Consider the following 22,694-nt stretch of genomic DNA (forward strand, 5'->3'; position numbering starts at 1 on the left):
TACTCATTTAGCTTTCTAAAATTACTGAATACTTCTTAAAATTTTCCGCTTGCTCGAAGATTTCTTTATACACTTCATCATGATCAATCGGTGGATAGCCATATTCAGCAAGCAATACAATCAGATCGACTTTTAGTTCAGCACGAATATCTTCTCGATCACTCCAGTCAGGGTAGCTAGCCTTATCATCTACTACGGCTTTAACCGCTTTAGCTAAATCTAATAGCTGGTCTTCAGGGTAAGTGAAGTCATATTTCACCGCCAAAGATTGAAGAATGTCATAGAATGCTTTCTCTTCAATGCCAATACCAAGATCGGCAAATGAGCCCATTTCTTGTTTTAAATCTTGAAGTAGATTCATAATTTCATTTGAAAAGTCTTCAAGAACACCACTGACTAATATACTGTCTTCTTTACGTTCGTTATAGTTATCAACTAAAGCCTTAAAACGTTTAGAGAAATCAATAGATTTTGTTCGGTTCACTTGTTTGAACTTACCAATAGCTTTAGCTAATAATTTTTGCAACAGTTTAATCTTAGTATTTGGGAGCTTAATTTTTTCTAGCTTAGCTAAGTAGTCATCTCCAAAGATATCAACCTCACTAGATTCCTCTTCACCAATCTTAAGAATTTCGTCAACGCCATCTGCTTCTAAAGCTTCTGCAATCATCTTTTGTACTTGCAGATTTATTTGAGCAGTATCAGGAGCATCACCCCTCGTTAACTTAAACACGATAGAACGTACAGCTAAATAGAAGTGAATAAGATCTCGCTCATCCTGACTAATCTTTTCTGAGCCATTGCAAACGTCATAAGCTGCTTTTAAACGCTTCACAAGCTTCATAAAACGATGTTCTAGCTCTTTGGTAAGCTGAACATACTCAGATGCTTTATTTAAGCACTGAAGCTGTTTTAAAGGCTCTCCTGAAAAATAAGGTGATGTATCGAACTTATTAAATAAGTCTTTCAATAATTCTAGATGGTCTTTAACGACAATGATGGATTGCTCAACATCTTCAAAGTTTTTTGCATCAGATTTATTGTAATGAGCTAAAGCCAGTTTCATTTGGTTTTTGATACCGATGTAATCGACGACTAAACCTTTCTCTTTACCCTCAAATTTTCGATTCACACGAGAAATCGTTTGAATTAAGTTATGTTGTTGAATCGGTTTATCAATATAAATCGTATCTAGGAAGGGAACATCAAAGCCTGTCAGCCACATATCGACAACAATCGCAATTTTGAAGTTGGACTTTGGATTCTTAAATTGTCGGTCATGTTCTTTACGATCATCTTTAGTACCGCACAGATCATAAAGTTCTTTTTCATCATCTTTATGTCTTGTAGCAATTAGCTTGATTTTCGCATTTGGCTTGATCTCTTTTCTTTCTTGCTCTGTTAAGGTGATCCCTTCATCGGTTTCTTTGACTTCAGCCCATTCAGGTCGAAGCGCAATGATTTCTTGATACAGATTAAAAGCAATTTGTCTTGATGCACACACAAACATTGCTTTCCCCATGCTTGTAGAGCCTTCGCTCACACGGGTTTCATAATGATTTACAAAGTCTTCAGCAATAGCTTTAATTCGGTCTGGATTACCCAAAATTAACCGCATATTTGCCATAGCTTTCTTACTTTCTTCAACGGCATAGGTTGAAGCACCATCATTTTCTTGACACTTTTTATAGTAGTCTTCAATTTCTTGAAGTTTTTTATTGTCTAGCAATACTTTCGCTGCACGACCTTCATAGACCAGTCGTACTGTAATCTCATCTTGTACTGATTCATTCATCGTATAAGAGTCAACGACATCACCAAACACATCTAAAGTGGCATCTACTGGAGTACCTGTAAAACCAACATACGTTGCATTAGGCAAGGAGTCATGCAGGTACTTAGCAAACCCGTATGTTTTCTTCACACCGTCTTCAGTTACACGGATTTTTTGATCTAAATTAATTTGGCTGCGATGCGCTTCATCTGAGATACAGATGACATTTGTACGTTCAGTTAATAATTCAATGTCTTCTGTGAATTTGTGAATAGTTGTTAAGAACACACCACCACTTTTTCGACCTTGAAGTAGCTCTCTAAGGTGCTGTCTGCTTTCCACACTGATAATTGTTTCATCACCAATGAAGCCCTTTGCATTGGTAAACTGAGCAGAAAGCTGATCATCCAAGTCTGTACGGTCTGTAATGACCACAATCGTTGGGCTTTCAAACTCAACACTTTTCATAATCAAGCGCGATAGAAAGAGCATTGTGAAGCTTTTACCACATCCAGTTGCACCAAAATAAGTACCACCTTTACCATCACCTAATGGCTTACGATGTTTCTTAATATTTTCAAATAACTTATTGGCTGCATAATACTGAGGGTAGCGACAAACGATCTTATCATCTCGCTTAGTCGTATCAGGGAAATAAATAAAATTTCGAATAACATCAACTAATCGTTTAGGATCGAATAAGCCTTCGATCATGGTATGTAAGGAGTCAATACCATTTTTTTCAAGGGTTTCATTCCCTGTCACTTTACGCCATGCATAGAAAAACTCATAAGGTGCAAACAAAGATCCCATCTTTGTATTTACCCCATCACTAATCACGCATAGGGCGTTGTATTTCATAAGCTCAGGGATATCACGCTTATAACGTACAGTTAACTGCTGATAAGCATCGTAAATAGTAGCATCTTCACGAATAGCACTTTTGAATTCGAAAACAACTAATGGAATGCCATTGATATAGAGAATACCGTCAGGAATTCTAAGGCATTCTCCATGAATTTTTAATTGCGTTACAAATTTAAATAGATTTTTTTTATGATGAAAGAATTCAATAAATACAGGTGGGTTTTTTTTATCATCTCTAGCAAATAAAAACCCATTAGATATTTTATTCATAAAGTTTTTATTAAAATTATAAACACCTAAGTTACCACTATAAAAAACCTCATGATGCAATCTATCCAACTCAGTAGGAGTTAAATCATAATTTGAATTTAAATAAATATTAAAATCTTCAAAAAATATAGGGGAGGTTTTTTCTAGCATGTTTTTACCATTAACCACCCCTATATTATTTTCTAAAAAAATACTTAATATTGCTTGTTCTAATTTTTCTTCCGTGAATAACATTAATGTAATTATCCCTAAAAATTATTTAAGTTAAGAAACGTCTTTTTTAAATTAACTTTTTCTTGATGGGGTAATATATCACGCAAACAAATTACTGCTTGCATCTCTTTGCTTGGAACTGGTATATCCATATTTACAAAAGAGTCCCAACTCAGACCACCTCGAACACTATTATCAGTAGTGAACCATGCTTTTCTATCAAAATCAGAGAACTGAAACCAATACATCAAATATTGTGGAAGAATTTCATCATTGAATATTTCAAATGTTATATAAGCAGGTGAAACAATAATAGGATTTTCCTCTAGATGTAAACTTATAGGTACTAATCTATCTCGACCAACATGCATTGGATTAAATGCAAATTGTCCTTGGAAAACCACCTTATATTTACTCATATCAGTACCATTAATATTTGCTACTGAAGGAAAGAAATTTTTATTCATGTTAATGCCTTTTAAATCACTAACTGATAAATCTGTATTCCGATTATTGGTTTGTTTAACGAAATCTTTTAGCTTTGAGTATTTCATTTACTTGATCCACCTAGAATAGCATTAATTAAATTTTGATTAATTTTGATATCTTTTTCTAAAGAAGATAATATATTCTTTTTATAAGAATCTAAATTATCCTCAATATCACTAAAAATATCTCTCTCATTAAATTTAATATAATTACTCGGAACCAAGCTAAAGTTATTTTTTTGAATTTCATCAATATTTGCTGAATAACATAGTTCATCAATATCTTGATAATTTGTATATAAATCCTTGTATTTCCAATTTGAAAATATATTGGAGATAAGTGCTATATCTTTCTCTACAATTTGAATGAATTTCTTTTGATAAATTTCACCACAGTTTCTTGCATCTATGAATAAAACTTCATTACTTCTATCACGTAGTGTACATGTACTATCGCCATCAGTTATTACACGTTCTTTTTTGTTTCTAGAAACGATCCATAAAGAAACACTAATATCTGTGGTATAAAACATATCCATTGGAAGGACAATAATAGCCTCAACTAAATCATTTTCAATCAGTTTTTTTCTGATTTCAAACTCTACACCTGTTGCTGATAAAGCACCATTAGATAGGATAAATCCAGCTATTCCATTTTGAGATAGTTTAGAAACCATATGCAAAATCCATGCATAATTTGCATTACTTTTAGGAGGTATCGCATAGGCAGACCATCTTGGATCATTAGTTAGCTCTTTTTCATTGCGCCAATCTTTTTGATTAAACGGTGGATTAGCCATTATAAAATCGAACTTTTCATCTTTATGTTGGTCATCATGAAGAGTATCAGTTGCAATTTGCCCTAAATTTGCACTCAGCCCCCTAATTGCAAGGTTCATTTTTGCTAATTTATAGGTAGTAGTTGTTTGTTCTTGACCATAAATAGAAATATTCTTTTTATTCCCTTTATGGTTTTCTACAAACTTTATTGATTGAACAAACATACCTCCTGAACCGCAGCATGGGTCATAAATTTTTCCTTGAAATGGCTGTATTAGTTCTGCAATTAGATCTACTATACTTTTAGGAGTATAAAATTCTCCCTTTCCTTTGCCTTCAGCAAGAGCAAAGTTAGATAAGAAATATTCGTAAATACGACCAATAAGATCTTCATGATAGTTATGAACTGATTCTATATCGTTCACAACATCAATTAATGAAGACATTTTATTAGCTGGAATTTGCATTCTAGAGAAATAGTTTTCAGGTAGCGCTCCCTGCAAAGACTTATTATTTTTTTCTATTTCTGTTAATGCTTTGTCTATTTTTATGGAAATATCAGTTTGTTTGGAATTTTTTACAATATACGACCATCTTGCTTCCTCGACTAAAAAGAAAACATTGTCCTTCTGATAAAACTCTTTTCTATCTACAAATTGTATTCCATAGGTTTCAATAATTTTGTTCCGTTGAACATCATAAAGATCACCAATAAATTTAAGAAAAACTAATGATAAAACAATATGTTTATATTCAGCAGGTTCAACACTACCACGTAACTTATTGGCACTATCCCATAAAGATTCTTCAAAACTTTTTACTTTTGATTTAGTAGGTTTTTTAGCCACTGAATACATTCCTAAAATTCGTGTTTCAATTAAAGCAAATCGCTGATAAAAATTAAAATTATTTACTGTTTATTGGTTGCTAATTCAACAGTTTCTAACCAGTCCTTCCATTTTGATTCGAGATGATCTTTAAGCTTTTGAGCATCGCTTTTATCCCATATCGCTTCCCACCAAGGGCTAACTTGATATGGCTTCAAAATAGAAAGTGGATGTTTCTCTAAAGTCAGCATTTTCTCAAAGTCTTGGCTCGATACTAAGTAGCCGAAAGTCTTAGTCAAATAAGTACTCTTATAAATAGCTTTACATTGTTCAGCAAAGCTTTGGAGATTTCTTGATCCGCCTACACCATTGACCGTAGATAGGTGTAGATAGGTTGTAAATAGTTCAATTTTCCAACCCTCTAGCTTCTTGATAATTAGAAGGTTACCTTCTTCTGAATCATCACGAATCAATAGAAGGTTTTCTATTTTTTCTTGCTTAGTGCTATTAAAAATTCGATCTAGATCAGTTGTATCGGTATCAAAGTGAGCCACATTAAGTAACTGACCGTCACCGTGAACAAGCCATTCTGAATTTATCCCAAAGTAGTCAGCCACTTGTCTTAATTCTTTAAAAGTTGGTTCGATCTCAGCCTTGATCCAATCTAGAAAAACTTGCCCATGCTCATATCCACAATGCTCAGCAATATGCGAATACTTCAGGCTATTCATTTTATATGAGTTGATCCATTCAATAGATTGGATAAGACGCTCGGAAATCTCAGACTTACGATCTACCAATAAATAAGGGTTAGCTAATTTTGTTGAATTGGGTTCATTAATTAAACCTGATTGAAAATTAAAAGAATTTTCTAAGCGTGCAATAATTTCTGCATTCATTGATCGCTTTTCAGATTCAGCGATTTCTTCAATCTTCTGTTTCAAATCAGAAGGTAGTCTTAGTTTTAATTGTGAGTCATTAGGCGTGATCATAAAATACCTTATTGACATGATGTCATTTTGGTTTATATTTGTGGTGTCACTATGGTTCATATCGAGAAGGAAATGAAAATAGATTCACCAAATAGTCAAATGAAAATTAGGCTTTCAAGCGATCTAAAACAGCAGTTAAAAAGACATTCTGCTTTAAATCAAAGATCTATGAATGCTCAGATTAATTTCATTTTATACCAGTTTATGAGTTCTATTAAGGAAAAGAATTCTTAATTCATTGCAGAAATGAAAAAAGCCCATGTATTTGCGGTACATGAGCTTTCAGAGTGTTTGTCTATCATTGCGGATCAAGACTTAATCATTTTGTGATCATAGGAGAGTTTTGTCAACTCACGATCATTTCATTTTTGCTTCTAGCATTTAGGAGCATCATATGCACACATCTATTGAAAAAATTAGGTTGGTTATTGGCTACCTATTTAATCATCTTAGCAATCGAGAGATAGCTAAAACTGTAGCAGTCTCACGTGAAACTGTTGCCAAGATTAAAGATCTCATGATTGTTTCAGAATTAAGGTATGAAGAGTTTACTCAACTTAGTAATTCGGCATTAGAAGCAAAGCTAAAGATCAATCGTTTATTTCAATGTACTAAAAAAGTACAACCTGATGCCAAATATTATTGTACCGAATTAGAGAAACACAAAGGACTAACAAAAACGGTTCTTTGGGAAGAATTCCTTAAAAAAACACAAGGCAAAGGTGTTGGTTATACTAGGTTCTGCGAAATACTCAAAAATGAGCAGAAAAAACAAGATATTTCGCAGAAGCAGATATACCATGCAGGCGAAGCAGTACAAATTGATTATAGTGGCGACTTAGTTGATATTGATTTACCTGATGGTCAAACAATAAAAGCTAATATTTTTGTTGGTGTTCTACCTTTTTCAGGTTTACTTTTCAATTATGCCACAATGACACAAAAATCTGAAGATTGGCTAAAATCATGTAATATGATGTTTTCCAAATTTGGAGGTCTCCCTGAACATATTGTTTGTGATAATGCTAAAGCATTAATAACACAAAATAATGGTCGTATAGTTAAGATTAATCCATATTTTGAAGAGTACCTCTATTTTTATAATATTTCGGTTCTACCTGCTCGAAAGCGTAAACCAAAAGATAAAGCTAAGGGGGAAAATGGTGTAAATCTAGCTCAAAAACAAATATTGATGCGTTTACGTAATGAAAAATTTTCAAGTCTTGAGGCATTAAATGAACGCCTTGAATATATGACAGACTATTATAATCGCAAAATCACAAAAACCTTTCAGGAAGGTAGAAAAGATGCTTTTGAAAAGCATGAAAGAAAAGTGTTAAAACCACTCCCAGATATTTTATTTCCCATCGTAGCCCATCATGAATTAATGGTAGTTCCAACAAATTACCATGTTGAATATTTAAACAACTTTTACTCTGTACCTCATTCTTATGTGAGGAAGACGGTAGAGTTAAGAGTTGAAGATAGTAATTTATTTATTCGTGATGAAAAAGAGCTTATCGCCCAACATAAGGTACTTTTAGGTACTGATAAAATTTCAACTTTGACTGAGCATAAAGCTAAAAATCACCTCATTCGTGATCATCTAACGAAAGATAGTATCTTAAGATGGGCTGAACATATTGGATTTAACACATTGAATTACTGTAATTTTATTATAGGCGCAGGACCAAATCTTCATAATAATCTTACTTATTTATTTAAATTAAGAGACTGGGCTACTGATAAGAGGCTAATTGATAGACTTGAACCAGCATTACAATATGCCTTTAAATTAAAAATACAAAACTTAGCCCGCTTACAGTCCATTATTGAAAGTAATTCTTATCTAAATACTGAAAATAACACTTCTAAAAAGCATAAAAATTTGCGTGGTTCAAATTATTATAAGGGGACTGAAAAATGCTAAATCACCGACTGGTTGAATTGCTTACGAAGTTAAAACTACATGGAGTTGTGACTTCATTAAAGTCTAATATTGATGAGATTTATGCAAATCGAATTAATTTTGAAGAAGCTTTAATTGACGCATTTAATTCAGAGATATTAATACGCAATCAAAAGACTATTGATCGCCTTATAAGATGCGCAACTCTAAAATATCCGCATGCACGAATTGAGGATGTACGATTTGATACCAATCGTATAGGCTTCACTTCACAGACACTAAATAGATTTTCAGAATGTACATGGATTCGTAACCATAAGAATCTAAATATTTTAGGTCCAACTGGTATCGGTAAGACATGGCTTGGTTGTGCATTTGCTACCAAAGCATGCTTAGAAGGTTACAAAACCAAGTTTTTCAAATATGCAGATTTGATAGATTTACTAGAACAAGCTATAGATAATTCAAATGAAAAGCTTTTAATAAAAAAGTTAATTAAATTTGATCTCATAGTGTTAGATGATTTTGGGCTTAATCATACTCCTGCAAAAATTGAAAGTTTCCTATTGGATTTCATTGATAGTTTCTCAATGCATGGAAGTTTACTTATCACTAGTCAATTTTCTTATGAATTATGGCATGAAAAATTTAATGACCCTACGATAGCAGATGCTATCTTAGATCGCATTATTCACAACTCGTATACATTTGAAATAAGTGGCGACTCGATGAGGAAAATTAGTTCTGCTAATAATGAAATAACCACTCTTTAAGAGTGGTTGGTTTTCATGTGAAACGGATGGCTGATTTTGGATGTGATATTCAATTATGTTGTTTGCTCAAGCACCATTCTATAGTTTTTATAGCAATTACTTACAGTCATCTGGATTTAGTACCACAGCAACAGGATTTCTTTGGTCAACAGGTGTTATTGCTGAAATCATGATGTTTGCCTATGCATCATTTTTTTTAAATCGTTTTACATGGCGTCAGTTGGTTGCGATCTGTTTATGGATGACTGGGCTTAGGTTTTTGATTGTTGGTTTATTTCCTGAAAGTTTTGTTCTCCAATTTCTCTCCCAGACAATGCATGCATTCAGTTTCGGTTTATTTCACTTATTGGCGATGCGCATTATTTTTGAGCACTTTTCTGCTGGGCAGCAGGGTAGAGCTCAAGCTTTGTATAGTACGATGTGGGGCTTGGGTGTGGCATCTGGAAGCGTATTGGCAGGACAATATTGGGAGCTGATTTCTGGCAGCTATATTTTTATCATTGCAGGAGCTTCAACGTTGATTGGTTTCATATTTTTATCCGCTTTACCAAATCTCAAGCCCACTGAAGCAAGATAGTGACTTATGATGTTTGAGTAAATAGTAATTGCGGATCCACGCATAATCTATTTCGTCCTTCAGATTTCGCTTGATAAAGGGCAACATCTGCACGATTAATCAATTGTTGGAATGGGGTGCCAGACGGAAGTTGTTGATAACTTAAACCTATGCTTACACTAATATTGAGATGTTGATTTTGCCTGATCATAATCGGTGTTTCTGCCACGCGGTCGCATATACGCTGTGCGATTTTAATGCAGGCTGGTAGGTTACTATCTTTAATTAAGATGGCAAATTCTTCACCGCCAACTCTACCGAATAAATCATTTGATCTAATTTGAGATCTGACGATATTGCTAAAGTCTTTGAGAACAATATCACCTATTTCATGTCCATATTGATCATTAATTTTTTTAAAGTGGTCAATATCGAGTAGTAGAATAGACACGCTGTGAATATTGGATTTCGCCTCCCTATGAGTTGAGTCTATCGTCTTTTCGCTTTCTTCATAAAAATATCGGCGATTCATAGTCGTTGTTAAACTGTCATGGTTCGCTAAATATAATATTTGGTGATATAGCTTTTGGCGATTCAAACTAATAATTGATAATGTTAGTGGGCCTAAAGCCAGCATGAAAAGACCGATGCGAACAGACAGTGTTGTCGAAATAAATGCTTCTGGAGATTCTGTTAGATAATATGCACTTAAGCTGTTGTATAAGAACATACATACAAAGCAGTTGATGATTGCAACCAACAATAAATTGTAGGTTAATGCTGCCCAGATGAGTGCTCCGATCGGGAACATGATGGCGCCAGGGCCAATAAAAAAGTGAGTTAGAATTACAGATACAACGACAAATATGAAGGGTAAGACAAGGGGCAAACTTAAACGTTGATTTTTTTGATTTACAAAATATTGTTGAACTGTAGTTTTGTTTGGTAATGCGAGAACAATAGGTAAAAAAGCGACAAAGTTAAGAATTTCACCACTCCACCACATGCCAAAATCAACCCAAATACGGCTGAGTTCCATAAAGCTGTTAGGAACATAAGGGATGGTTAAAATCGCAAAGGTTGGGCTCGCTAGGCACCCTCCAAAAGCACTAATTAAAAATAAGTAAACAAATGTAAGACCTTTATTGAATTCTTGATAATTGATTTTTAACCGGTTCAGTAGGTATAAGGTCACTAATGGGTTTAGCAAGTTAGCAAGAGTTAACAACCAAGTAAGTTGTAAAGTGTTGCCAGTACCTAGGTCTGCAAGCATATACCCAGAAAAGGCCCCAAGCCAGCCACCAAGATTATTGAGATAACTAAATCTTAAAAAAAGACCAAGTAGTACGGCATTTGCAGGCCAGAAAATTGAAAGAAATGAGAGAGGTCGACCAAATATTCCAGCCAAAGCACAAAGTGTAATGATGAGCATGACAATCAAAAAAGATTGTGCATTGTTTTTAATCAGCTCTGTTCGTATCCATATGGTCATACTTAACGTATATTCCCTTGCATAAAATCTTATATTTTTAAGCTTTCTGTGAGGTATAGAATGAATATTATTCTGATAAGAATATATTTTTGGACTAATAAATCAATAGATCGCATTAAACTGCTGATGATTTAAAGTTCATCAATAGGGAATTCATTTTCTTATATAAAATTGTTCTTATCACGTTAATTCTATGAGTTTTCTTGCTGAAATGTGCTAATTTAGCTCTAAACGTTGACCTATAGATGTTGTATGAAAAAAACAGTTTTTTTTGCACCTTTACTTTTATTAATGACGTCTTTTTCTTCTGCCGATCAAAATGTCCAAGCGCAAGCTAAAGGTGCTGATTTACAACAGCCTGAAAATAATATTCGAATCAACATGCGCCCAGAAATTTTAGGTTTATGGGGAATGGAAATGCCAAATAATAAAAAATGTGTTGAGTATTATAATTTCCGTGGTAACAATGAGGTGGTCGTGAATAGTGCTAAAGAGTGGTCGGTCGGTTTATTTGAGTATCAACCATCTCAAGACAGCTCTTCGGGCTTGTTGCCTACCTTGGTCATGCAAGTCAATTATGAGAACAACGAAAAAGACTGTTCTGGTAATCAAGTAGATCAGGCAGGAGATTTGTCTCAATATTTTGTAAAATGGGACAATCCGAATCAAATCAATTTCTGTGCATCTGAAAAGGGTGGACAATGTTTTGCAAAACTTAATCGTATATTGCCTTAAGCTAAAATCTTTGCAGTCTATTCTTCAATAATAAAAAAGCCTCTTGAAAAAGAGGCTTTTTTATTCATCTTGTAAAGCTGTAATTACTCAGCTTCGCTATGTCCTTGTACCTGTTTCAACAAATGTTTCTCTAAGTAGTGAATATCCATAGCCTGTTCTGCAAAGTTCTTATCTTCAAGGATGAGATCTTTGTGTAGCGGAATATTGGTTTTGATTCCAGTTAAGATCATTTCATCTAAGGCTTGTTTCATACGAGCCAAAGCGGTTTCGCGATCTTTACCATGTGCGATTAATTTAGCAATCATCGAATCATAGTAAGGTGGAATGCTATAACCTGGATAGATATGAGAATCTAAACGGATGCCTGCACCACCAGGTGTGTAGAATTGCTCGATTTTACCTGGTGATGGAAGGAAGGTGGTTGGATCTTCTGCATTAATACGGCATTCAATTGCATGACCGTGTACTTTGATTTGATCTTGTTCTAGATTTAAACCAAGACCAGCGGCTACACGAAGCTGTTGTTCAATAATATCGACACCCGTTACCATTTCAGTCACAGGATGTTCTACTTGAACACGTGTATTCATCTCAATAAAGAAGAACTCACCATCTTCAAATAAGAATTCGAACGTGCCTGCGCCACGATACTGCATTAATTCGCATGCTTTTACGCAAGCTGCTAAAATTTCAGCACGAGCTTCTTCTGGAAGGTTCGGAGCAGGAGCTTCCTCAAGCACTTTTTGATGACGACGTTGTAATGAACAGTCACGATCATATAAATGTACGGCGTGACCATTACCATCGCCAATCACCTGTACTTCAACATGGCGTGGCTTTTGAAGGAAACGTTCCATGTAAACCGTATCATCACCGAACCACATTTCAGCATCACGTTGAGCTGCTTGTACAGACTCCAACAGTGTATCAACACGTTCAACAATTCGCATACCGCGACCGCCACCACCAGCAGCAGCTTTAACGATAAGTGGGAAGCCAATCTCTTTTGCTTCGGCCAAGGCATTGTTTGGTGTTACAGCATGAGCTGAACCTGGAACGGTTGGTACACCAGCTTTACGCATCGCCATAATCGCTGACACTTTATTCCCCATAAGGCGAATATGTTCAGGACGTGGACCAATAAAGATAAAACCAGAACTTTCTACAATCTCAGCAAATTCAGCATTTTCTGATAAAAAGCCATAACCTGGATGAATTGCATCTGCACCAGTCACTTCCGCTGCTGTAATAATTGCAGGAATATTTAGATAACTTTCGCTACTTGCACCAGGACCAATACAAACGGCTTCATCAACAAAGCGTAAATGCATGAGGTCTTTATCGGCATCCGAGTAGATACCGACTGTTTTAATACCGAGTGTTTTGCAAGCACGTGTAATACGCAGTGCAATTTCACCTCGGTTGGCAATGAGAACTTTTTGCAACATACCAACCCCCAACGATTACGCGCGGTAGCGGAATAAAGGTTGACCGAATTGGATTACATCACCATTTTTAACTAAAATTTCTTCAATCACACCACTTTGAGTTGCCTCAATTGGGTTCATGATTTTCATTGCTTCAATAATTCCAAGCGTTTCGCCTGCTGAAACAGTTTGTCCTACATTTACAAATGGTGCTTCGCCTGGACTTGGTGCAGCATAGAACACGCCAACCATTGGTGAGGTTTCAACAGCACCACGAGAAGCTGGTTTCACAACTGGAGCTTCTGGCGCAGCAGGTTGTATTGGTGCAACACCAGCGGCTACGATAGGATTACGACGCGCTAAAGCAATGGATTGATCACCTTCTTTTACTTCAATAGATTGAAGATCCGATTCAATCATTAAGTCGATGAGCTTTTTAATTTTGCGAATATCCATGAATTCGTATTCCTAAGGTTAAAGATGTGTAGAAGTTTGAATTTTTTGCACGGCATGAGTTAATGCAAATGAATAACCCTGTGCGCCTAGTCCACAAATGACACCGACAGCTTTATCTGAGAGATAAGAGTGGTGTCTAAATGCTTCACGTGCGTGAACATTTGAAAGGTGAACTTCAATAAATGGGATCGCAACACCTAATAGGGCATCACGTACTGCTACTGAGGTGTGGGTCAGTGCAGCAGGATTGATGATGATAAATTTTATACCATCAATTTGGGCTTGATGAATTCGGTCTACAATGGCACCTTCCCAATTGCTTTGGAAGGTTTCAAGTTGAATTGAACTTTCTTGAGCTTGCTGTATGAGTTGATGATTGATATCGTCTAAAGTTAAATGTCCGTAAACTTCAGGTTCTCGCTTTCCTAGCAAATTTAAATTTGGTCCATGTATGACCAAAATGGTCGAACTCATGAAGACAGCTCCAATATGAAAGTTGCAATATAACCTTGCAAGATGTCTGCAAAGTTTGCATATTATGGCATGTTTTTAAGCTTTTCATTTATATTTTGTTTCAAAAATAGCAAAAAAACAATGTCGTCAATGAGCTGTATTTTGAGAACTTTGCAGTCAATTGGCAATGTTAAAAAATTACATTTTTCTTTTAATTCTTCGAGTCTGCTATTTTAAACCGAATTGACCAAAAGTATTCATTTGTTTTGTGTAACCGCCATATGTGAGTCATCAATAGTCAGCATTTCTGACCATGAGGTGGTATAGCGTGGAGAGTGGTGCAATTGCTTCATTTTCCATTGTTGTTGATTGGTATGATAGCCCACTTGAATACAATGCTTTCCAAAGCGGTTTTTCATAGCGCCAATTGTTGTCATGAGTGAATCTCGCTGCTGGATTAAATCATGAGGCTGCCAAAGGTCATGTGTATGTGTTTTTTTAGCACTCAAAGCAGAAAACATGACGGAAACTTTTACATAACGTATATTTTCTTTAAATAAAACATCAATTTGCTGTTGTGCTGCATGGGTCAGGATTAATAAATCATCCGTCGGATATTCCAAACCAATTACATGAGAATGTGATTTCTTGAATGGTTTTACTGGAATTTTTTCATAAAGAGACACATGGACACAGGCGCATAATTGTTCTTGCTTGGTTAAACGCTCATGAGCCCGACTCAAATGAAAAATCATGGCTTGCTTGATTAATGCTTTATCCTTTAATGCTGATGCAAAACTTCGTGATGCTAAGATTCGTTTAGACGGTAAATCAGGATCTTCTAGTGAAATACAGGACTGACCTTTTAGCTCACGAATGGTACGCCCCATGAGCACTGAAAACTGCTTCATCAAATAGTGTTCATTGGCAAAAGTTAAGTCATAGCAATTATAAATACCGTAACTTTCAAGTTGTTTACTAATTTTTCGACCTACGCCCCAAATTTCCGATACTGAGGTTTCTATAAGTAATTGATCAAAACTGCATGGATCCAAATCCAATAAAGAACACACTCGGTTAAAACCAGAACGTTTTTTGGCAAAGTGATTGGCGAGTTTAGCTTGTGTTTTACTGTAACCAATCCCGATACAACAAGGTAAACCGATCCATTGTTGAATACGGTCGACTAATTCTCGACAAAATTTTTCTAAATCAAAAAGACTTTGATAATGTGTTAGGCGAATAAAACATTCATCAATTGAATAGGGCTCTAGATCTGAATCTGCATGAAAGTGTTGCTCTAAAATAGTGAAAAAGCGACTAGACATATCGCCGTAGAGGGCATAGTTGCTTGAAAATACTTTAACACCAGCTTTAAGCATATCTTTTTCAATTTCATACCATGGCACGGCCATGCCAATATTGAGAGCTTTCGCTTCCTCACTACGAGATACGACACAACCATCGTTATTACTTAAAACAACGACCGGTTGACCATTTAAACTTGGATTAAATACACGCTCACAACTGACATAGCAGTTATTAATATCAATGAGCGCAAAAATCTCTTGATGATAAATATTTTGCATAGGAGTAGGGTGAACTGCTTAGATCAATTTATTTCAGTTTTTTTAAAATACAAGTCACTACACCCCAGACCATGATTTGTTCTTCGCTACGAGGATAGATGTCAGGGTAGTCTGGATTCTCGGCTTTTAACCATAAAAGGATCGTTCCATCCTTTTGTTTTTCTAACATTAATCTTTTTACTGTGAATTCATTATTAATCAGCGCCAAGACGATATCACCATGTTCTGCATTCAAACTCCGGTCAATCAAGATTTGATCACCAACTTCAATCCCTGCATTTTTCATTGATAAAGAATTTACGCGTAGTATAAAAGTAGATGCTACGTTGTGAACCAAGTATTCATTTAGATCAATATGTCCTTCTACATAATCTTGTGCTGGGGAAGGGAAGCCTGCTGCCACAGATTCAATAGGATAGGCGATTTTTAAACATGTTCTAAATTGGATTGGTGAAATTTCAATTTGTTGATTGAAATCATCTTCAGGTCGTATTTTTAACCATTCTTTAATTTGAATCACTTTTGATTCAGGAACACGCATTACTACTGTTTTTTCTGAAAACTGTGATTTTCGACCTGCATTGGCACGTTTACCACCATGTAGAGAAGCGGTATTTGTTGCTGAAATATTTGAATTGCTGCTCATATGAAATTCCCCCCATTTAATCTTGAATATGTAACAAAATCAAGATAGCAAAAAAAACATTGTAAAAACAGATTGTTTCGTCGGATTGATTGTGCTTATACGACACTATGCTTAAAATTAGGTCTGAATTTATGATGAAAATGGAATCATCCATGTTGCAAGATTTTATTGAAGAGCAAAAATTAGTCTGTGAGGAGTTTGATTCTGCTTACATCAAAGTGAATGAAGATGATATTGTTGCTGTGGCTAAGCATACTTTAGATCAAGAGCCAATCGTCGGTTTGCGTAATAAGCCTGAACCAGGTGAGAAAGTGGCATGGTTTATTTATGGTGGTGAATTAGGCGAGGGCAAAGATTTTTTTGAGACGATGACGGTGAAAGAGCTTGAAGAAATTTTACCCGATGCCATTCCATTTCTTGCATTGGAAACAGGTTTCCGTTTTATGATTGATCGAGATGATTATGAGGATGTTTGGAAAGCTGAGCCTGATTTAGGAATCTAATGCGCATGTTATGGGTGAGGTTGATTTTTGTAGGTTTAAGTTTTGTTATATCACAACAGGTTGTAGCGAATGATTTGATTGATGCACAACAAATGGCGTATCAGCAAAAACTGGATCATGAAATGCAGCTGATCGAACAAACCAAGCAAATTTTAGATGATGCACACTCTACAGCCACACCGATGGAGCAACAACTTGCTTTATGCGGAAGGTTAAAGGCCTATCAAAACATTGTTGGTTTAGCAGACCAGTTCATTCAAGTTGAACAAGCACATGTAATGAAACGTATTGCGCAATTTTATTTAAATCAGCAATCTACGAGTTTTCAACAATCGGGCATGACAATTGATGATTGGTGTAGCGCAAACTAGCAAATTTGTCAGATATTGATATGAATTTGGACTGAATTGATAACTCGAACTTTATTATAATTTTTTGCGTTGAGTTGACGTATTCCAATTTCCCTGATTGACACGCGACATCTTAACCATCATTAGTCTAGGTGATGTCTAAACCCGCTGCATAGCGGGTTTTTTAATGTCTATTTCACTGATTAATTCATTTTTTAAGCTACGAACTGAACTGACTAACTATACTATGTAAATCAAAAAAAGTAGCTTTGGCTCACAGACAATTGGCTGGTTTTGGTATTCCGGCTAATCGACTTAGATGGCGAGCAACTAGGCCTGTTTTAAACCTTTCTTGCAATACTGCATTATCAATGTCAGCGCTGACGTGTTTCATTAAAAATTTGATTAAGGGACGAGTTGCAGGAGAATGACCAAATTGAGCGTAGAACTGGCGAACCGCATGCAATACTTCGAAATGCCAAGCTGTTAGCTCAAGCTCGAGCGTATTCGCGAGTACTTGCGCTACATTTTCATTCCAAATGGTATAGTCAACTAAATGACCATCTTGATCGAGTTCAAGGGATAATTCAGTGGTCATGGTAAAACCTAAGTCAATAAATTTGTTTTATTTAAGGCTAATACAGCGTGTAAAGCCCAAAATGATATCTGCAAAAGTGGTGTAATCAATCACTTCAATTTGAAAATACTCGCCGTTCAATAGATGCGAAGGTAATAACTCAGCATCTCGATCTAAAACGTAGACCTTGTTTTGAATCGTAAGTACAGATGGTGTAAACAATGCCAACACCGCATCCCCCATAAGCACTAAAGCATCATCGGTATCCAGTGTTTTTTGAACCTGTTGAATACAATGTTCAGTATTTGCAAATTGAGATTGTATTAAATAAAGCGTTTTATCGGTCATATGAGTTACCAATACAGCACATGGTCAAAGCTTTGAATTAACTCTTTATTAAATTCAATAAATTTAATTTCATGCGTAGTATGTTGAACAAAGGGATTATCTTGTTGATTGGATTCAACCAAAATAGGGCTTAGATCGTAAAACTCAAAGCTATCGACGAGGTTGGAAGCCAGTTTAAACGCATGTTTAATGGGTTCGAAGCTTAATTCGGAACGGAGTAAACTTAAAGCTGCGCCTTGCAATAAAACTTTTACTTCAGCGCCAAAAGTTGCTAAAACCATGGTTGCAGAAAGGCTCTCATGAACTTGTAGCGAGTTGAGATTTGATTGGGTTAATATAACCAGTACAGATTTCACACAATTTACCTTTCAATTGCAACAATCAATGAAAAATGAATAATTTAGAATTGAACTAGACGTGCTGAAGTTGAGACAGCATCTGCCAATTCACCGAGTCCTACCAGCTGAAAACCTTCAGCCAGATTATGGGACTCAATGTGATGGCGTTGAGCATTTTCAGCATCAGTGATTCCACGTGCTAGGGCAGCACTTACGCAAACAGGAAGTTTGATATTTAATTTTTGCCACTCTTGTGTGAGACTTCTTTGATCATCTGGCGACCACTGTAAGTTGTTTGCAACTTGAACGCCTTCTTGATAAAAGAAAACTCGAAAAATTTCGCCTTTCGCTTGCAATGATTGTGCGAGTCCTAATGCATGCCAAGCATGGATTGAGCTAGGTGCCGAGGTAATTAGTAATAACGTACTCATTTAAAACTTCGCATAGGGTGATCAAACTGAAAATAGCTTGTTCAGGCTTTTAAACAAAAAGGTAGTATACAATGATTTTAGTGACAGGTGGATTAGGCTTTATAGGTTCACACGTTGTTTTAAGCTTATTGGCACATGGTCAAGAAGTCGTCATTGTAGATAATCTTGCCAATGCGAATTTACAAACACTTGAACGTCTTGAATATATTTCTGGAATGTATGTACCTTTTGTAAAGCTAGATGTTAGAAATACGCCTGCTCTGAATAAAGTTTTTGAGCAGTACTCAATCCGTGCTGTTATACATACTGCAGGATTTAAGTCTTTAGAGGAGTCTCGCTTAAAACCGCTTGAATATTATAATGATAATGTCAGTTGCATTATGAGTCTGATGCGTGCAATGCAACGAACAGGTGTACGAACATTATTACATCTTTCAAGTATGGCGGTTTATGGCACTTCGAGTTTGAATTTAAATGAAGAGCATCCTCTCAATTTTGCCAATCCAAACCCTTATATTAAATCCCAGCAAATGATTGAAGAGATCATCCGTGATACCTCTAAAACGGACGAAGAATGGAGTATTGCGATCCTGAGACTAGCAAATGTAGCTGGTGCTTTTGAACATGGAGTTTTGGGAGAAGTGGTTGCCCCTTTACCTAAAAATATTTTGCCTTTGGTATTACAAGTCGCAGCCATGCAGCGCGATTCCATTCAATTACAAAAGAATGCCAAGACAAAAGACCAAACGGTTGAACGAAGTTTTGTGCATGTCATTGATGTGTGTGAGGCAGTCATTGCAACTTTAAAGTGGTTATTTAATCAAAGATCAACGTGCGAAGCATTTGATATCGCAGGTCAGCCAAGTTCAATTCAAAACTTGATTAATACGGTAGAAAAAGTGACTGAAACCAAAATTCGAACTGAGGAAACTGATTATGTTTTCCAAGAATTAGATCAAATTGGTTCGAATAGTTTAAAAGCATTTGAATTATTGCAATGGAAAGCACATCGATCACTACAACAAATGATTGAAGATCAATGGCGATACTATCAAAGCACCTTTAATAATTAAAATGATAATCATTTACATTTATGGTTTTTTTGATTAGCATCAAATCAACGGTGGATCAATCTGAATCAAACATGATTCTTCCAATGAATAGCGAAATATTTGAGGCTGATATGCAAACACGTATAGAACACGACACGATGGGTGATGTAGAAGTACCAAGTGATGCGATGTGGGGGGCTCAAACCCAGCGCAGTTTGCAAAATTTCAAAATTGGTGGTGAGCGACTTCCTCGTGCGATGATCCGTGGTATGGGGCTGGTCAAAAAAGCTGCTGCACTTACCAATGCTGAGTTAAATCAGATTCCTGCTGAATTGGCGAATTATATTGTGGGTGCTGCAGAAGAAGTGATTACGGGGCAATGGGACAGTCAATTTCCATTAGTGGTATGGCAAACAGGTTCTGGTACTCAAAGCAATATGAACTGTAATGAAGTCATTGCAAATATTGCGAATCAAAAACTGGGTAATCCGCTTGGAGCACAGAAACCCGTTCATCCAAATGATCATGTTAATCGAGCTCAATCTACAAATGATTCGTTTCCAACAGCGATTCATGTCGCTGCTAGTTTACAGATCAATGAGTTACTGATTCCAGCAGTTCAAGCTTTACGTGAAACTTTACATCAGAAGTCTCAAGAATTTTCAAATATCGTTAAGATTGGGCGTACACATTTACAAGATGCAACGCCGTTAACTTTAGGCCAGGAATTCAGTGGTTACGTATCCCAACTCGATCATGGATTAAAGCGTCTAGAGCAAGCTTTAGAAGGGTTATATGAATTGCCATTAGGTGGTACAGCTGTCGGGACAGGTCTAAATGCTCATCCTGATTATGCTATAAATGCAGCAAAAAAATTGGCTGAGCTTACGGGTTTACCTTTTGTGCCTGCACCAAATAAGTTTGAAGCACTAGCAGGACGTGATGCTGCAGTATTTGCTTCTGGCGCACTGAAAACACTTGCTGCGAGTTTAAATAAGATTGCCAATGATATTCGTTGGTTAGCGAGTGGTCCTCGTTGTGGTTTTGGGGAGATTCGTATTCCTGAAAATGAACCAGGTTCGAGTATTATGCCAGGTAAGGTGAATCCTACTCAAAGTGAAGCTATGACGATGGTTGTTGCGCAGGTTTTGGGTAATGACACGACAATTAATATCGCTGGTGCTTCAGGTAATTTTGAACTAAATGTTTTTATGCCGGTTATTGCTTATAATTTACTGCAATCAATTCAACTGCTAGGTGATGCATGTAATAGCTTTAATGAGCATTGTGCTGTGGGGATTGAGCCAAACCAAGATAAGATCGATTATTTCTTGCATAACTCGTTGATGTTAGTTACTGCATTGAATCCTGTGATTGGTTATGAAAACGCGGCTAAGGTTGCGAAAACTGCCTATAAGGAAGGAAAGACTCTGAAACAAGTTGCTGTAGAGCTGAATTTAGTCACAGCTGAGCAGTTTGATGAAGTCGTTGTACCTGAGAATATGGTTTCACCTAATGTGAAGTGATTTTGATTTGGTGAATTTTATGATTTGAATGTTGATAACATATATTGACAAGCAACTGTCTTTAATATATTGACCAATTATTCATTTCAGAATACTATTTATATAACGACCTTTCATACGTCACTTAAGGCTTTTATAAAGGAGACAATCATGAATAATTATAAAGCTCGTCTAATCCTTGAAGAAGGCTATGGATTAGGTTGAGACTCATTTAAATTTGTGTAATAAAGCATCCATTAGGGTGCTTTATTTTTGAGTAAAATAAAATTGAATTACTTTTATACTTATCTTTTGATTATTCCATATGTCACTGTAATTGCTTATTTTTATATTTATCGTAGAGATAATTTCTTTATTAAGATTAGAAGTAGTAATCAACTCCTTCTCATCTTAATTTTATTAGGTATCACGTTTGTAGAAATATTAATTTGGAAAAGTTTTTTTGAAGATTATAAATTTCTAAATTTTGATATAGAAAATACAGATGGGCAGTTTAAAACGACAGCATTAGTTACGGTTTTAGCAGCTATAGCTGCCGTTTTTGGTTGGATTTTTACTTCAAGGGTGCAAATTATAAACACTATAAGAAGTCATTCAGTACAAGTATTGATGAATAGTAGGAATTCTACTGCGTATATTGCTAAGGTTGATATTGCAACCAAAATAAGAAGGAATTTGGGGAAGGATCAAAACCTAGAGTCGAAAGATAAAGTGCAATTGACTAGAGAAAAATTTAATTCATTGGAAGATGAGGAAAAATCGGCTGTAACATATTTATTAAATTTTTTGGAATTTGTAGCAATTGGAATCAGACATAACAACTTAGATGAAGAATTAATAAAAAGTAGTTTCAAATCAATACTTAAAGCTAATTACAACCTCTTCCAACCTGTAATTGAATATTTAAGAGAGATTGATAGTCCTAAAATTTACAATCAACTCGAAATTTTGCATAAAAGGTGGGAAGAGAACAAAGAACCAGAATGTATCAATTGTAAGCAAGGTATTGATGATGAAGTTCAGAATAGAAAGAAACATAAATTTAATAATCTTCGGAACATTACATTAACAATTTTAACGGGCTCAGGGTGGCTAATAATGATAGCTATCATGAGATTAATAGAGAAATTAACGAAATATTCAACGGAGTAAGATTTATTATGCGATAACTGTAAAACATTAAAAAAATAAGTAAAAACTTCATCACATAGTCATGTAATTATTATGAGATTGATTAACTCGTCACAATTGTTAAAATACACATTGCTTTTAATTGCTGTTGTATCAAAGTTCTTATCTTAGACTTAAGACAGCCAATCTAC

At 35.6% G+C, this 22,694-nt stretch carries 22 protein-coding genes and 1 pseudogene; 9 read left to right on the plus strand and 14 right to left on the minus strand.

Features of this window, described 5'->3' with window-relative positions; all coding sequences use genetic code 11:
• Positions 1–7: 7 nt before the first annotated feature.
• From AC1M9H_RS02210 to AC1M9H_RS02225, 4 genes are all read right to left on the minus strand, one after another.
• Positions 8–3,145, minus strand: a complete 3,138-nt coding sequence (locus tag AC1M9H_RS02210; RefSeq protein ID WP_481612652.1) for a type I restriction endonuclease subunit R — start codon at positions 3,143–3,145, stop codon at positions 8–10.
• A gap of 14 nt (positions 3,146–3,159) precedes the next feature.
• The gene (locus AC1M9H_RS02215) at positions 3,160–3,678 is read right to left on the minus strand and encodes a hypothetical protein (RefSeq protein ID WP_481612653.1); all 519 of its coding nucleotides are present in this window, start codon (positions 3,676–3,678) and stop codon (positions 3,160–3,162) included.
• Positions 3,675–5,240, minus strand: coding sequence for a type I restriction-modification system subunit M (locus AC1M9H_RS02220; protein ID WP_481612654.1), 1,566 nt, complete (start codon positions 5,238–5,240; stop codon positions 3,675–3,677). The genes AC1M9H_RS02215 and AC1M9H_RS02220 overlap by 4 nt, the downstream gene beginning before the upstream one ends.
• A 62-nt stretch (positions 5,241–5,302) precedes the next feature.
• On the minus strand, positions 5,303–6,211 hold the full coding sequence (locus AC1M9H_RS02225; protein ID WP_481612655.1) for an Arc family DNA-binding protein: 909 nt from the start codon (positions 6,209–6,211) through the stop codon (positions 5,303–5,305).
• Positions 6,212–6,605: 394 nt separating this feature from the next.
• Between AC1M9H_RS02225 and istA the strand changes: the two genes are divergently transcribed.
• The 3 genes and pseudogenes from istA to AC1M9H_RS02240 form a co-directional block, all read left to right on the plus strand.
• On the plus strand, positions 6,606–8,141 hold the full coding sequence (gene istA, locus AC1M9H_RS02230; protein WP_481612656.1) for an IS21 family transposase: 1,536 nt from the start codon (positions 6,606–6,608) through the stop codon (positions 8,139–8,141).
• Positions 8,135–8,893, plus strand: a complete 759-nt coding sequence (locus AC1M9H_RS02235; RefSeq protein ID WP_481612657.1) for an ATP-binding protein — start codon at positions 8,135–8,137, stop codon at positions 8,891–8,893. The genes istA and AC1M9H_RS02235 overlap by 7 nt, the downstream gene beginning before the upstream one ends.
• A 52-nt stretch (positions 8,894–8,945) precedes the next feature.
• A pseudogene (locus AC1M9H_RS02240) lies at positions 8,946–9,470 on the plus strand (MFS transporter); the annotation flags it as partial.
• A 4-nt stretch (positions 9,471–9,474) separates the two neighbouring features.
• On the opposite strand, the gene AC1M9H_RS02245 reads toward AC1M9H_RS02240, so the two are convergent.
• A complete protein-coding gene (locus AC1M9H_RS02245; RefSeq protein ID WP_481612658.1) occupies positions 9,475–10,941 on the minus strand; it encodes a GGDEF domain-containing protein in 1,467 nt (488 codons plus the stop codon).
• A 252-nt stretch (positions 10,942–11,193) separates the two neighbouring features.
• Between AC1M9H_RS02245 and AC1M9H_RS02250 the strand changes: the two genes are divergently transcribed.
• A complete protein-coding gene (locus tag AC1M9H_RS02250; protein ID WP_481612659.1) occupies positions 11,194–11,676 on the plus strand; it encodes a hypothetical protein in 483 nt (160 codons plus the stop codon).
• An 83-nt stretch (positions 11,677–11,759) separates the two neighbouring features.
• On the opposite strand, the gene accC is transcribed toward AC1M9H_RS02250, so the two are convergent.
• The 5 genes from accC to AC1M9H_RS02275 form a co-directional block, all read right to left on the minus strand.
• Entirely contained in the window at positions 11,760–13,124 is a 1,365-nt protein-coding gene (accC, locus tag AC1M9H_RS02255) for an acetyl-CoA carboxylase biotin carboxylase subunit (protein ID WP_035267832.1), read from the minus strand.
• Between the two features lie 15 nt (positions 13,125–13,139).
• Positions 13,140–13,559 carry an acetyl-CoA carboxylase biotin carboxyl carrier protein gene (accB, locus tag AC1M9H_RS02260; protein WP_481612660.1) on the minus strand — a complete coding sequence of 140 codons (420 nt, stop codon included), beginning with the start codon at positions 13,557–13,559 and terminating at the stop codon, positions 13,140–13,142.
• 18 nt (positions 13,560–13,577) lie between these two features.
• Entirely contained in the window at positions 13,578–14,033 is a 456-nt protein-coding gene (gene aroQ, locus AC1M9H_RS02265) for a type II 3-dehydroquinate dehydratase (RefSeq protein WP_035267826.1), read from the minus strand.
• Between the two features lie 236 nt (positions 14,034–14,269).
• A complete protein-coding gene (locus tag AC1M9H_RS02270; protein WP_035267823.1) occupies positions 14,270–15,601 on the minus strand; it encodes a Y-family DNA polymerase in 1,332 nt (443 codons plus the stop codon).
• Between the two features lie 28 nt (positions 15,602–15,629).
• A complete protein-coding gene (locus AC1M9H_RS02275; protein ID WP_481612661.1) occupies positions 15,630–16,247 on the minus strand; it encodes a LexA family protein in 618 nt (205 codons plus the stop codon).
• Positions 16,248–16,399: 152 nt separating this feature from the next.
• Between AC1M9H_RS02275 and AC1M9H_RS02280 the strand changes: the two genes are divergently transcribed.
• Positions 16,400–16,750 (plus strand): immunity protein Imm33 domain-containing protein, encoded by a 351-nt coding sequence (locus tag AC1M9H_RS02280; protein WP_481612701.1) that lies wholly within the window; start codon positions 16,400–16,402, stop codon positions 16,748–16,750.
• Positions 16,750–17,121: a hypothetical protein gene (locus tag AC1M9H_RS02285; RefSeq protein ID WP_481612662.1), complete on the plus strand. Its 372-nt coding sequence runs from the start codon at positions 16,750–16,752 to the stop codon at positions 17,119–17,121. Before AC1M9H_RS02280 ends, AC1M9H_RS02285 begins: the two co-directional genes overlap by 1 nt.
• A 253-nt stretch (positions 17,122–17,374) precedes the next feature.
• Here the strand turns inward: AC1M9H_RS02285 and AC1M9H_RS02290 are convergent, their stop codons facing one another.
• From AC1M9H_RS02290 to tusD, 4 genes are read right to left on the minus strand one after another with little or no spacing between them, the layout of a single operon-like run.
• The gene (locus tag AC1M9H_RS02290) at positions 17,375–17,698 is read right to left on the minus strand and encodes a TusE/DsrC/DsvC family sulfur relay protein (RefSeq protein WP_179998007.1); all 324 of its coding nucleotides are present in this window, start codon (positions 17,696–17,698) and stop codon (positions 17,375–17,377) included.
• 27 nt (positions 17,699–17,725) lie between these two features.
• A complete protein-coding gene (locus AC1M9H_RS02295) occupies positions 17,726–18,025 on the minus strand; it encodes a DsrH/TusB family sulfur metabolism protein (protein WP_481612663.1) in 300 nt (99 codons plus the stop codon).
• Between the two features lie 5 nt (positions 18,026–18,030).
• Positions 18,031–18,381 carry a hypothetical protein gene (locus AC1M9H_RS02300; RefSeq protein WP_035267809.1) on the minus strand — a complete coding sequence of 117 codons (351 nt, stop codon included), beginning with the start codon at positions 18,379–18,381 and terminating at the stop codon, positions 18,031–18,033.
• A 44-nt stretch (positions 18,382–18,425) separates the two neighbouring features.
• Positions 18,426–18,794: a sulfurtransferase complex subunit TusD gene (gene tusD / locus AC1M9H_RS02305; protein ID WP_481612664.1), complete on the minus strand. Its 369-nt coding sequence runs from the start codon at positions 18,792–18,794 to the stop codon at positions 18,426–18,428.
• A 71-nt stretch (positions 18,795–18,865) separates the two neighbouring features.
• Here tusD and AC1M9H_RS02310 point away from each other — a divergent pair, with 71 nt between their 5' ends.
• From AC1M9H_RS02310 to AC1M9H_RS02320, 3 genes are all read left to right on the plus strand, one after another.
• On the plus strand, positions 18,866–19,867 hold the full coding sequence (locus AC1M9H_RS02310; RefSeq protein ID WP_481612665.1) for an NAD-dependent epimerase/dehydratase family protein: 1,002 nt from the start codon (positions 18,866–18,868) through the stop codon (positions 19,865–19,867).
• 110 nt (positions 19,868–19,977) lie between these two features.
• Entirely contained in the window at positions 19,978–21,372 is a 1,395-nt protein-coding gene (gene fumC / locus AC1M9H_RS02315) for a class II fumarate hydratase (RefSeq protein ID WP_481612702.1), read from the plus strand.
• A gap of 252 nt (positions 21,373–21,624) precedes the next feature.
• On the plus strand, positions 21,625–22,524 hold the full coding sequence (locus AC1M9H_RS02320) for a DUF4760 domain-containing protein (protein ID WP_481612666.1): 900 nt from the start codon (positions 21,625–21,627) through the stop codon (positions 22,522–22,524).
• Positions 22,525–22,694 lie beyond the last annotated feature (170 nt).

The sequence above is a fragment of the Acinetobacter sp. ANC_7512 genome, assembly GCF_056779935.1.